Origin of the sequence: Brumicola blandensis (assembly GCF_031846165.1) — a bacterium.
In the GTDB taxonomy this organism is placed as follows: domain Bacteria; phylum Pseudomonadota; class Gammaproteobacteria; order Enterobacterales; family Alteromonadaceae; genus Glaciecola; species Glaciecola blandensis.
Genome location: NZ_JAVRIE010000003.1, coordinates 222,968 through 235,037 on the forward strand (window position 1 = coordinate 222,968; position 12,070 = coordinate 235,037).

Below are 12,070 nucleotides of genomic sequence, written 5' to 3' on the forward strand. Positions count from 1 at the left end.
ATTTATGAAGGCTGCTTGCAGCCTTTTTTTATGCCTATGGTTTTCATTAAAACCATCCTTTACACCAGTAGTTTCATCTATTGATTCATAGCACACTGAGCTCTCAAGCTTGAGATGGGAGGGTGAACATACATAGTATTTTGTTCATCACTTTATTGGACTTGGTGCTTCGAAACTAAGTCACTATAGATAACAAGGATGTAAAAATGAGAGAAATTAACGACGTTGAAATTGGTTTGATTAGTGGTGCTGGCGATGCAGCAGATGCGGCTCAAGGCGCTGTTGCTGGTGGGTCGTACGCAGCAGGCGCGATTGGTGTCGCTGTAGCTGTTGGCGCAACTGTGACAGCACCGGTCACCATTGGTGTTATCGCGGTTGCTGCTATTGCTGGTGCCGCTTATGAATTTTTCACAGATTAGAGGGAACTAAAAATGAAAGAATTAACGACATACGAGTTAGCGCAGGTATCTGGCGCAGGTGTTTCTGGTGGTGATGTAGCAGAAGCCGCTGGTGCCGGCGCTGCTGCTGGAGCCGGAACAGGGGCCGTTGTTGGCGCAGCGGTAGGCGGGCCAATTGGAGCTGGCTTTGGTGCTGTTGTCGGCGGCTTGGTTGGCGCTTTGGCATTTGGTGTAGATAGCATCGTGGATCAGATTCAAAACGATGGTGGGAGTGTTTCTTAACACTGCTAAAATTTATCGGCCTACACTGTAGGCCGATTCAATTAAAACTAATTCAAGGAAGAAAAGTGAAGAAAACATACATTTATATTGCGGTATTCTCATTTTATAATTTCGCTTTTGTCGCAGCCAATAACGCCTACATTGTGTTGAGCCTTTGTTTGTTACTCGTCCCAAGCTATGTGTCAGCGCATGCTTACAAGTACTTCAAAGGAGCTAACATAGTGCTTGAAGCAGAGCGCTTGCCTATATTGAACGTTCTTAGTCGCCTGATTAATGACCGAAAGGTGAAAACACAGCAAAGTGATAGCTCATTGTTTGTCGTCATGACAATTAATGCAATGTCGCTTTCATGCGCGGTTTGTATTTTATTTGCGAGAGACAACTTATCTCTTTGGATGATTGGACTTGCTTGTTCAGCTTTTTCAGTCCTATTCGCTCTATTGATGAGGCGTCATTTTAGCTTGAAACTAACACATCAACGTAAAGTTAATGCTCGCTAGATCAATAAAATGTAAACACCCAACGGTCTTTTTCTCTGGCAGGGTAAGCATGACCAATCTTTTGTATTTTGGAGACCATATTGGCAGACAGGCTTTCAGCTAAAAAGATCTCTTTAGCACTGGCTTTCTGATACAAACGACTCTGAATAAACTCGGCTCTGCCATAAACGAGATCGTTGGTGGTAAAATGCTTGGCAACCGAAGCATTAGCTAATGCTAATGATAGTGATGTATGTCCCTTATTTCGGCTTTCTTCAATGTGTTTGGGAGAATGTGCGTTCATATCACTTAACTTTAGTAAGGCCAGTATACTTCCCTGATTTGCTGCTTGTGTTAGGTATTGATACTTGGATTTTTCAAACGCATCTCTGGCACTAATATATTCATCTCTTGGTAGCTCTTCTAGTTTCATATACTCCATATATTGCTTTGATGGGATACTTCCTATCACCTCCAACGCCGGTGTGAAGCCATCTTTCGAGAGTGTTATAAAGCGTGTTAGATGCTGTTCTCGCATCTCCTCAGGCACTCCTTGGCAAAAGTTGTAACGTTGAGTTAATCGCTCTGCTAAATCGGCTTCACCGGTTTCAATAGCGAATTCAAATTTCTCTTCGAGATCTGCTTTGCTCGATGGTGCCTTGTTACACCTTGATAAGTACGCGGCGATAACGAAGCCTGCTGCCTTATCTCCGTTCTGATAAGCCAATTGCAGTGCAGGTAATTTATCTGTAAGCAGGCCGTCTAGTTGCCAAAAAGGCCGGTTGAGCCAAACCAGCTCGGGAGGATTATGCGGCTTAGCATCACTTTGCTCTTTGACTGCCATGACCGGCTCATATTGATCTGACTCTGGAATGGTGACTAGATTCTCAAGCTCAGAGTTTGGGCTTGTCGAATGAGATTGTTGGCGAATGTTAGGCTCAAATTGTACAAGCCAAATCGCAATACTTGAGAATATAATAATTAGGCTCACTATTATGAGCATTGGCAAAATACTGTGAATATTGGCTTTGGTCATCCTTTTCACCCTTTTCCTTTGGTGCAGATGCATAATAACTAATATAGTTTGAATCACAAGTTGATTCAGTTGGTATTATTTTTCTGTTTGGCATTGTTTTTGTATGTACACTATAAGACTTGTTAAAAGAGACCTAGTATTAATGGATTCTATCGCTAAGAAACTAGTACATTTTTGTACTCAAAAACCGAAAATTGTGTATGTTGTTTTACTGCTATTAACACTCGGTTTTATGGCCCAAATTCCACGCATACAAATTGATACAGATCCAGAGAATATGCTGGATGCAGAGCATCCTGCTAGAGTATTTCATAATCAAGTTAAAACCACCTTTGCAATGTACGATGCTATCGTCGTTGGCGTCGTCGATAGTAGTGACCCAAATGGGGTATTCACCCAATCATCATTGACTGACATTTCTGTCATAACAGAGTCAATAATGTCAATAGATGGTGTAGTTTCTGCTGATTTAATGTCCATATCGACTGTCGATAATATTAGCCAAACATCGACTGGTACGATTCGTTTCGAATGGATGATGCCATCACCTCCTGCGAGCACAGCTGAAGCGCTTAAAATCCAAGAAAATCTTGCTCGCCTGCCGTTACTGCAAGACACATTGGCGTCGCAAAATGGCAAAGCTGCAGCGATATATGTACCAATACTCGATAAAAATGAAAGTTATAATATTGCTGAAAAAATTCGTAGTGAAATTTCGCAATTAAATGGCACCGCCGATTGGTATATAACCGGTTTGCCTGTGGCTGAAGATCAATTTGGCTTTGAGATGTTTATTCAAATGGGGATATCAGCACCGCTTGCAGGCTTAACGATTTTTATCCTACTGTTTTTATTCTTTCGCAATATTCCATTAATTATTGCACCTATGATTGTTGCGATGGCAACTGTTTTGATTACGATGGGTGCGTTGATTGGTTTAGGCTTTACCGTGCACATTATGTCGTCAATGATTGCGATATTCTTGATGCCTATCGCAGTGGTTGATTCTGTACATATTTTATCTGAATTCAGCGACCGTTATAAACCGGGTAAAAGTTTAAACGACACTATTGAAGAGGTAGTCGGGCATTTATTCACACCAATGTTATATACCTCTGTGACCTCATCGGTAGGCTTTTATTCATTGATGTTGACCCCAATCCCTCCAGTACAAATTTTCGGAGCATTTGTAGGCAGCGGGATATTACTTGCTTTCATTATTACTATCGTCTTCATGCCTGCGTACTTATCAAGGATGAATGAGACTTCACTCAATAAGTTACAAGAAGTTATGCATTCACAGCAAGGCGGTAGCAAAATAGCATCGTTTGCAAAATCTCTCGGCAGTTTTGCATTGAACAATCGGTTTGTCTTAGTGGCAAGCTTTGCCGTGGTATTCGCAGTCTCGATTTGGGGGATCAATCAAATACAGATTAATGACAATCCTGTCCGTTGGTTCAAGCAAAATCATGAAATTAGAGTGGCAGATAAAGTCCTAAACGAAAACTTTGCCGGGACTTACGACGCTTATATCGTGCTAAGTACCAGCGATACTTTACCGCCTGTCTCAGACATCATATTCAATGATTTACCTGAATCTCTATTGCCATGGGCCAAGGAAAGAGTCACAGCGTTTGGCGACCAAGCGCCAAGTGAGCAGTATCAGCAACTTATTATCGATAGCGAAGATAAGTTGTTTGCTGATGTCAGTGAGGAAGAAGATGCCTATCTTTCAGGGTTAATCACTATTTTAGAAAAAAACCTTAGTAGCTCGAAAACTTTTCAGTCACCAGAACAACTTGCTTATATCAGCTCTCTGCAAACACACATGCAAGAATCGGGTTTAGTGGGTAAATCGAACTCCTTGGCTGACGTAACAAAAGTCGTCAATCGTGAATTGCGTTCTGGCTCGGCAGAAGACTATCAAATCCCTAATTCATCGCAAGCTGTTGCACAAACGCTCTTGCAATATCAGTCTAGCCATCGTCCAAACGATTTATGGCACTTTGTCACTCCCGATTTTCAGCAAACGCTTGTTTGGCTGCAATTGACGTCGGGAGATAATCAAGACATGACGAAGGTTATCGACTTAGTAGACAACTACGTGGCGGATAATCCATTACCACAAAACATCGAATTAGGTTGGGCAGGCAAGGCTTATATAAACGTAGTTTGGCAAGATAACATGGTAGCTGGCATGCTTGATAGCTTGATTAGTGCCTTTGTTATTGTCTTTATTATGATGGTTATTTTGTTCCGTTCTTTGGTCTTTGGTGTGCTAGCAATGCTTCCACTCACTATCACTATCACCTTTATTTATGGGCTTATTGGCATCATTGGTAAAGATTATGATATGCCAATTGCGGTACTATCAGCGCTAACTTTGGGGCTGTCAGTCGACTTTGCAATCCACTTTTTAGAGCGAGCTCGTGAAACGTATAAGCAGACACAGAGTATTTCAGACACTTTTTCAATTATGTTTGATGAGCCTGCAACGGCAATCACTCGCAACGCGCTAGTCATCGCCTTAGGTTTCACCCCTTTATTGTTTGCCCCGCTTGTTCCTTACATTACCGTGGGCGTATTTTTAGCCAGTATTATGGCGATATCAGCCTTAGTCACGCTATTGATATTGCCTTCAGTCATGACCATGGCAAAGAAAATAGTTTTTAAATAGTAGATTCGAGGAGAATATAAATGAAGCAGAAAACAAGTTTTGTTAGTTTTATTGGATTGTTGTTACTCGGTGCTACTAGCGTCAGCAATTCTTTCGCACAGGAGCTTGACATTGCAGCGATCGTGAAGGAATCTGAAAAGGCAGCTTATTACGCTGGCGATGATGGCCGTTCAGATGCTCGAATGATGATTGTAGATAAACAAGGTCGCAAACAAATGCGCCAGTTTACTATTTTGCGTAGAGACATAGCAGACAATGGCGATCAACAAATGATGGTATTTTTTTCCCGACCATCTGATGTAAAAGACACCGTGTTTCGCGTAGAGAAACGGGCAGATTTGAGTGTAGAAGACGACAGGTGGTTGTACTTGCCGGCGCTTGACTTGGTGAAACGAATTTCTTCTGGCGACAAGCGAACCTCGTTTGTTGGTTCTCACTTTTTTTATGAAGACGTGTCAGGGCGTGCAATTTCAGAGGATAACTTTGAGCTTAAGTCACAAAGTGAGGAACACTATATTTTGTTAGCACGGCCTAAGGCAGCCGATTCAGTGGAATTTGCGTATTACGAAGTGACCATTGATAAAGCAACGAAATTACCAATCTTAATTAATTTCTACGATAACAATGATCAAAACTATCGTCGGGTTGAAGCGGTAAAAATAGATACTATCCAAGGTCATCCAACAGTAGTGCGCTCAAAAGTCAGTGACTTGGTCGGTGGCGCTTATACTTTAATGGAATTTCGCAATATTCAGTACAACATTGGATTAGATGATGAGGTGTTTACTGAAAGAAGTTTGCGCACACCACCTCGGCAATGGCTAGACTGATATGATTCGACTCAAAGTGACTCATTCGAGTGAAAAAAGAAGGCCCAATATCAGGCTCCTTCCTAGTTTCGGTCTGATATTCGTGGCGATGAGTGCCAATGCAACAGCGCTGGAGGATAGATCTTACCAGCAGGATACGATGGCACAAGAAGACGAATGGGATATGGGTGAATGGGAAGTGGAAGAGGATAAACCCTATCAATTTACAGGCTTTGCTGAGCTTGCTGCGGGAAGGCGAGTATCAAGTGATAGTCTATTGGGGACTGACACAACTTTATCCGATGCTCGTGTCCAGTTTTCGTTTGACTACGACCTCAGTCAATCTCGTCTATCCATCACCACCGATGCCTATTATGATGGTGTTAAGGATGAATTTAGACTGCAGGTGAGGGAAGCAGCGTGGCAAGGTAACTTGTCTAGTCTTGGCGAGTGGGGAAAGCGCTTTGATCTCAAGCTTGGACAACAAGTACTGACTTGGGGGACCGGAGACTATGTGTTTCTCAATGACTTATTTGCTAAAGACTTTCAATCATTTTTTGCCGGTCGCGATGACGAATATTTAAAAGCACCATCACTCTCAGCGAAACTATCTGGTTTCTTCGACGCCTTCAATGTAGATTTTGTTGTCACACCAGAATTTACGCCAGATAATTTTATCAATGGTGATTATTTCTCGTTTTTTTCACCGCTTGCGGGTCAACAAGTTGCACCTGCTTTTGATGTCGAATCGGCGCTTCAACCCAGTTCACCTGAATACGCATTGCGCTTATACAAGAGCATCGATGCAACAGAGTTCGCGTTTTATGCCTATAAAGGCTTTCATAAGTCGCCAAATAGCTTCAACGACGCTTTTTTACCAAGCTTCTCAGCGTTAAATGTATATGGAGCGAGCGCAATAACGACCTTAGGGCCTGGTTTAGTGAATGCTGAGTTTGCTTATTATGATTCAAAGCATGATGCTGACGGCAGCAATCCACTGATACCTAACAGTCAGACTCGGTATTTATTGTCATATGAGCAAGAGCTAGTGACTAACTTGACTGGAAGCGTTCAGTGGTATGCAGAACGTACTCAAGACTACGATGAACAATTACAAAGCTCTCTAACCCCAGAGTTTGAGACAAGTCGCACGCGCATCTGGTTAACTCAACGACTGACTTACCGAGCGTTGCAGCAAACGCTAAGCATTAATGCCTTTCATTTCTATTCTACGTCTGATGATGATGGTTACTTTAAGCTGACAAGCGACTATAGCCCGGTGGATAGCTGGCGCCTGTCAGCAGGATTAAATCTTTTTTACGGCGATAAAGCATATACCTTCTTTGGGCAGTTTGAAGATGCAAGTAATGCATTTATTCGTTTTAGATATTTTTACTAATAGGGCTAGTTGAAAGTTGTTTCCGATAGGCGTGGTCAGCTTTCACAATCCCACTTATATTGAGGAGTTTTTTATGTCTGCTGAAAGAGCATTGACTGCATTTGCAGGGTTCATGGTATTGTTGTCTGTCGCACTCACCGTATGGGTGCACCCTAATTTCGTATGGTTCACAGTGTTTATTGGCGCCAACCTTTTTCAACAAAGTTTTACGGGCTTTTGTCCAGCAACCATCATATTGAAAAAAGTCTTTGGCTTTAAAAGCGAGAAAGAGCTCGCAAATATGTAAGACAGAGTTGACTGAGCCTTGTCAATTATGACATTGGCTCATTTAGTTCTTTCAATGCTAAAATTAAAATATTCAATTAAAACAGTTGGATAGCATATAAACTAACTTGGCACGTCTTTTGTTAACACTCTTGTAACAAATCAGTATTTTTAATACGAGTGACTACAAAAGGATATCACTATGGCTAAGGTTGTTGTGTTAGGTGCAGGAACAGGCGGCATGCCCGCAGCTTATGAAGCAAAAGAAATATTGGGTAAGGACCACGAAGTGCTGGTGGTCAACGAACGACCAGACTTTCGATTCGTCCCTTCAAATCCATGGGTTGCAGTTGGCTGGCGAGAGCCAGAGGCGATTACTATTCCCATTGAAAAATACCTGTCTAAAAAAAATATCGGCTTTAAATGTGCCAGAGTCACTGAAATTGATGCCCAAAATAGTCAGTTAAAAACGGCTGATGACGATATTGTTGATTATGATTATTTAATTATTGCCACGGGACCAAAATTGGCGTTTGCAAATATTGAAGGTGCGGGTCCATCGGGGTTCACGCAGTCGATTTGCACATTAGAACATGCCAAGCAGTGCTACCTTGATGTTCAAGCACTCATAAAAAATCCAGGTCCTGTCGTTGTCGGTGCATTTCAAGGAGCCAGTTGTTTTGGCCCGGCTTACGAATATGCTTTTATTTTAGACAAGGCTTTGCGCGACGCAAAAATAAGGCACAAGGTCCCGATTCATTTTGTCACTAGCGAACCCTACATTGGTCACTTAGGTTTAGGCGGTGTAGGAGATTCGAAATCACTGCTTGAATCAGACTTACGCAGCAAAGATATTAAGTGGGTATGCAATGCTCAAGTGGATAAAGTAGATGACGGCTTGATGTATGTGTCGGAACTAAACCGAAAGGGCGAAACGGACTTTACTCATGAAATTGGCTTTCATCACGCTATGTTGATCCCTCCTTTTGCTGGTATTGATGCTGTTGCAAATGTAGAAGGTTTGTGTAACCCCAAAGGCTTTGTTATCACTGATGAATTCCAGCGAAGTCCTAAATACCCGAATATATTCTCTGGCGGTGTTTGCGTAGCTATCCCGCCGGTGGAAACGACACCAGTGCCAACAGGAACGCCGAAAACAGGGTATATGATTGAAACGATGATGACGGCAATTGCGCACAATCTAAAAGCCATTATTATTGAAGATAAAGAACCTACGAGTAAAGGGACTTGGCACGCCATCTGTTTGGCTGATATGGGTGATACCGGTGCAGCATTTGTCGCAATGCCGCAAATTCCTCCTAGAAACATTACTTGGTTCAAAAAGGGAAAGTGGGTTCATTTAGCAAAAATTGCGTTTGAGAAATACTTTATGCGTAAGATGAAAACGGGCACAAGTGAGCCTGTCTATGAAAAATACGTACTAAAAGCCTTGGGTATTGAGCGACTTGAGTAGGGCAGACCGACTAGCTATACTGGCTTCTTATGCCAGCGTAGCTTTTTGACTTCAAGTGAGCCGAAGCGAATCGTCGCTCTTAAATACGCTGAATGTGGTCGTAGACTACGCGTAAACTGCGCTGCAGTCCTAAGCGAGTAGGGTACCAACGCAATAGAGCATTATCATCAAGCCCTTGACTACAATCAAACTCAATGCTTTGTGCTAAGTCAATGAGTGGCTCGGCATTGATACTTTTCGACAGTGTTACTAGCTTCTGAGCAAGTGAAATAAGTTGCTGAGCGCTGCCATCACCGGTTGCTTCGTCACCGTACTTTATCAGTTCATCGATGTTATCAAATAAACGCAGTAGAGCATCAGTGAGTGACGTCCCTGCAGATTGTGTTGACCAATACGTCGTTAAATCAAACCATGTACTAGGTTTACTCGGTAATTCTGTGGCCTCAACATCGGGTCTGTTTAATTGTATAACATTGTCGGCTTTTGCATTGCCTGTTGATCCACTTGAACTGCTGGCAGATGCTTGCTCTAGCTGTTTTTGCGCCTGTGATAGCTTGGTCTGAAGTTCTTTTTGAGTCTGCTCAGCTTTTGCTACGCTTTCTTCGTACTCACTTGCACGTTTCTTTTGTGCTTCGAGCTCTTGACTCAATTGTTGGTGCTGACCTTCTTTTCTATCAATCTCACTTTGCAATGAATGCATCGTATCGTTTGCTTCAATCAACTTGCTTTGTAAATCTGCTTGGCTAGATTGACGCTCGGCGTTGTCATGAGAGCTTTGCTTTTCAAAGTTGGCAATAGTATCCAATTGCGCTTGAATTTGTTGCTTCAGCGCTTCAATTTCTTCGTTTGACTCTTGAACACTGGCTTCAAGCGTCTCGGCTTTGTTGTGTTCATTTGCGATCTCTTCAGCAAGTTTTTCATTCACTGCCGATAGCTCTTTTCTTTGGCTAGATGCTTCATTTTCAAGCTCTACGATTTGCGCTTTTAGCTTCTCAATAATAGAAGATTGTACGTCACCCTCAGACGCTCTCTGTTGCGATAGTTGCTGACCTTCTTCCAGTGATTGATTTGCTTTTTGTAGCGCTCGCTGAGTGCTGCTGAGTTCATCTTGAAGTTGTTCTCGCTCGCTCAGTAGAGCCTGTTGTTTTTCTTCAGATGATTTTGTTAATGTGTCTAGTTGAGCTCTCAACTCACTTAATGCGTTAGAGCTATCTTGATGCACTTCCAAATGACTTTGCTTTGCTTTTTCAATAATGTCACGCTGCTCAGAGACTTTTACGGTTAACTGACTAACCTCATCTTGGGTCTTCTCTTTTTCTCTTTTGAGGTTGAAGATCAGGTCTTCAAATTCATCCAGCTTTTCAGTTTTTGATTGCACATCGCTTTTCAGTGACGTCAATTCAGACGTCGCTTTCTCGAAGAGGGCTTCTTGCTCATTATGTGCACTTTTTAAATTTCTTAACTCTTGATCGCGTCGCTCTAGCTCATCACGTTGTTCAGCGCACTCAGTTTTCGTTGCTGATAATGCTTCAGAGGCTTCACCGTGCTGCTTTTCGAGTGAGGCAATACGTTGCGTAAAGGTATTGTGCTCTTTGTTCAAAGAGGCTTCACGAAGCTCAGCATCTTTCAATTGTAGAGCTAAGGTGTCGATTTCAGCTTGCAGCGCTTCTTTGCCACTAGATGAGTTTTCTTTTTCTAAAACTAATTGCTCTACGTTTTCGCGCAACATTTTGTTTTCGCTGTGTGCAATAGACAATTGCGAAGCGATATTATCTCGTTCAACAGAGAAAGAGCTTATTTGTTCTTGTAGCTTGCCGAGTTCACTCTGTTTGTCGTCGAGCGTAGATAATGCTTCTTTTAACTTGGCTTCACTTTCGATTAAGCTGTCGCTTTTTATTTGCAATTCAGTCATATCTGTCCATAGGAACAAGACTGAATCGAATTGGTTGTCTTTAAATATCGGGATCAGCTTGATCTGACATGGACGTTTTCTGTCATTGATTTCAAATGACCACGTAGCAGAAGCTGTACCGCCGTTTGTGCGAGCAGTTTGAAACATTGAAGCCAATTCCTCAGCTTTAGTATCACTATCATTGTACTTCTCTGCGTATGGGAACACACCGCGCAGCATGTCATCAGATGCAACATTGAAAAATTGGCAGGCAGGACGGTTTGCCTTAGTCATGCCTTCACTTGTAACAATTGCAGCAGGAGACTGACTGTTTTGTAACAGTGCTTCAAACTTCTCATATTGGAACTGTTCATCTGAGCGATTAATTATCCAGAATAAATACTCACCTTTACCATCATCAATAGGGTCGATGGTGATCTCACCCGGATATTCTTTACCATTTTTACCGACAAGTTTTACGTGAAAATCACGTAATAGCTTTTGTTCTTTAAGCTGCGTTGAGGCTAATTCTGCTTGTTTTGAATTACTAAATAGTTTGTAAAAATTGCCTTTCTTCAGTTCTTCTTCACTGTATTTGAGGCGTTTAATTAGGCTTTTGTTCGCACCAATAATTTGATGGTCTTTGTTTAACTTACCGATTCCGACAGGTGAAAGTTGCAAAATTTTGTTAATGTCGCCTTCAGCGCCCGCCAGAGCGGTTTTATATTCTTCAAGTTCACTGATTAAGTGTTCATAGCCTTGCAAGCTGTCAGAACTTGAGCTTGGCGCACACATAGTGATAAGACGGACTTCTTCCTTTCCAGAAAGGAGCATTTCGCCAACCGACAAGGTGATAGGTGAGTTACCCTTTATGACTTTCGTATTGATGGTGATAGGTGCGCCATCTTCTTTACTAAACAGCTTCGAGCTGTAGGTGAACTCTAAATATTCATCTATGTTTTTGCCAATAACATCGTTATTTTCTTTGAACAGGTTTTTGACCATTGTATTGGCAAATACGATTTTGCCGTGAGTATCAACATAGACAGCGCCCGTGTTCTTCTCACGCATGGCTTGGTGCAGTGCTTTTCGCTCTTTTTCCATACTGACACGTTTAAGCGCTGCAAAATAAAACTGGATAACTGGAGTGATTAACAAGACGGTAATAACGAACAATAGTGCGTAGATTAACGCAGAAACGGTGCTTGCGCTTTGCTCTTGAACAAAGCCGCTGAACGCATATGCAGAGGAATCAGGAACAAGAACGAGTGCTAAAATACACAGCGAAAGCAATTTTTGTGAGGTGAAAAAACGTAAGTCCATTTGTAATATCCTAAGCTTCTGCATGGTCTAGATAAACG

The 12,070-nt window shown here is 42.1% G+C and carries 10 protein-coding genes; 8 read left to right on the forward strand and 2 right to left on the reverse strand.

All coding sequences use genetic code 11. The features are described from left to right. The first annotated feature begins 206 nt into the window (after positions 1-206). The 3 genes from RM544_RS09420 (at position 207) to RM544_RS09430 (ending at position 1,180) form a co-directional block, all read left to right on the forward strand. The gene (locus RM544_RS09420; protein ID WP_311361539.1) at positions 207-419 is read left to right on the forward strand and encodes a hypothetical protein; all 213 of its coding nucleotides are present in this window, start codon (positions 207-209) and stop codon (positions 417-419) included. A gap of 12 nt (positions 420-431) precedes the next feature. Further along, on the forward strand, positions 432-680 hold the full coding sequence (locus RM544_RS09425; RefSeq protein WP_311361540.1) for a hypothetical protein: 249 nt from the start codon (positions 432-434) through the stop codon (positions 678-680). A 65-nt stretch (positions 681-745) separates the two neighbouring features. Continuing rightward, positions 746-1,180: a hypothetical protein gene (locus RM544_RS09430; protein ID WP_311361541.1), complete on the forward strand. Its 435-nt coding sequence runs from the start codon at positions 746-748 to the stop codon at positions 1,178-1,180. A 1-nt stretch (position 1,181) separates the two neighbouring features. Here the strand turns inward: RM544_RS09430 and RM544_RS09435 are convergent, their stop codons facing one another. Next, on the reverse strand, positions 1,182-2,195 hold the full coding sequence (locus RM544_RS09435) for a hypothetical protein (RefSeq protein WP_311361542.1): 1,014 nt from the start codon (positions 2,193-2,195) through the stop codon (positions 1,182-1,184). Between the two features lie 142 nt (positions 2,196-2,337). Here RM544_RS09435 and RM544_RS09440 point away from each other — a divergent pair, with 142 nt between their 5' ends. The 5 genes from RM544_RS09440 to RM544_RS09460 all read left to right on the forward strand — a co-directional run bounded on the left by RM544_RS09440 (position 2,338) and on the right by RM544_RS09460 (position 8,818). Then, positions 2,338-4,872: an efflux RND transporter permease subunit gene (locus tag RM544_RS09440; RefSeq protein ID WP_311361543.1), complete on the forward strand. Its 2,535-nt coding sequence runs from the start codon at positions 2,338-2,340 to the stop codon at positions 4,870-4,872. 20 nt (positions 4,873-4,892) lie between these two features. After that, positions 4,893-5,702 (forward strand): outer membrane lipoprotein-sorting protein, encoded by an 810-nt coding sequence (locus RM544_RS09445; protein ID WP_311361544.1) that lies wholly within the window; start codon positions 4,893-4,895, stop codon positions 5,700-5,702. A gap of 1 nt (position 5,703) precedes the next feature. After that, positions 5,704-7,080, forward strand: a complete 1,377-nt coding sequence (locus RM544_RS09450) for a DUF1302 family protein (RefSeq protein WP_311361545.1) — start codon at positions 5,704-5,706, stop codon at positions 7,078-7,080. Between the two features lie 73 nt (positions 7,081-7,153). After that, on the forward strand, positions 7,154-7,366 hold the full coding sequence (locus RM544_RS09455; protein ID WP_311361546.1) for a YgaP family membrane protein: 213 nt from the start codon (positions 7,154-7,156) through the stop codon (positions 7,364-7,366). A gap of 180 nt (positions 7,367-7,546) precedes the next feature. Next, positions 7,547-8,818, forward strand: coding sequence for an NAD(P)/FAD-dependent oxidoreductase (locus tag RM544_RS09460; RefSeq protein WP_311361547.1), 1,272 nt, complete (start codon positions 7,547-7,549; stop codon positions 8,816-8,818). A 79-nt stretch (positions 8,819-8,897) separates the two neighbouring features. Here the strand turns inward: RM544_RS09460 and RM544_RS09465 are convergent, their stop codons facing one another. Further along, a complete protein-coding gene (locus RM544_RS09465; protein ID WP_311361548.1) occupies positions 8,898-12,032 on the reverse strand; it encodes a PAS domain-containing protein in 3,135 nt (1,044 codons plus the stop codon). Positions 12,033-12,070 lie beyond the last annotated feature (38 nt).

Coding starts and splice junctions, on each gene's coding strand:
- RM544_RS09420 (WP_311361539.1), top strand. CDS start 207: ATGAGAGAAATTAACGACGTTGAAATTGGTTTGATTAGTGGTGCTGGC.
- RM544_RS09425 (WP_311361540.1), top strand. CDS start 432: ATGAAAGAATTAACGACATACGAGTTAGCGCAGGTATCTGGCGCAGGT.
- RM544_RS09435 (WP_311361542.1), bottom strand. CDS start 2,195: ATGACCAAAGCCAATATTCACAGTATTTTGCCAATGCTCATAATAGTG.
- RM544_RS09440 (WP_311361543.1), top strand. CDS start 2,338: ATGGATTCTATCGCTAAGAAACTAGTACATTTTTGTACTCAAAAACCG.
- RM544_RS09445 (WP_311361544.1), top strand. CDS start 4,893: ATGAAGCAGAAAACAAGTTTTGTTAGTTTTATTGGATTGTTGTTACTC.
- RM544_RS09450 (WP_311361545.1), top strand. CDS start 5,704: ATGATTCGACTCAAAGTGACTCATTCGAGTGAAAAAAGAAGGCCCAAT.
- RM544_RS09455 (WP_311361546.1), top strand. CDS start 7,154: ATGTCTGCTGAAAGAGCATTGACTGCATTTGCAGGGTTCATGGTATTG.
- RM544_RS09460 (WP_311361547.1), top strand. CDS start 7,547: ATGGCTAAGGTTGTTGTGTTAGGTGCAGGAACAGGCGGCATGCCCGCA.
- RM544_RS09465 (WP_311361548.1), bottom strand. CDS start 12,032: ATGGACTTACGTTTTTTCACCTCACAAAAATTGCTTTCGCTGTGTATT.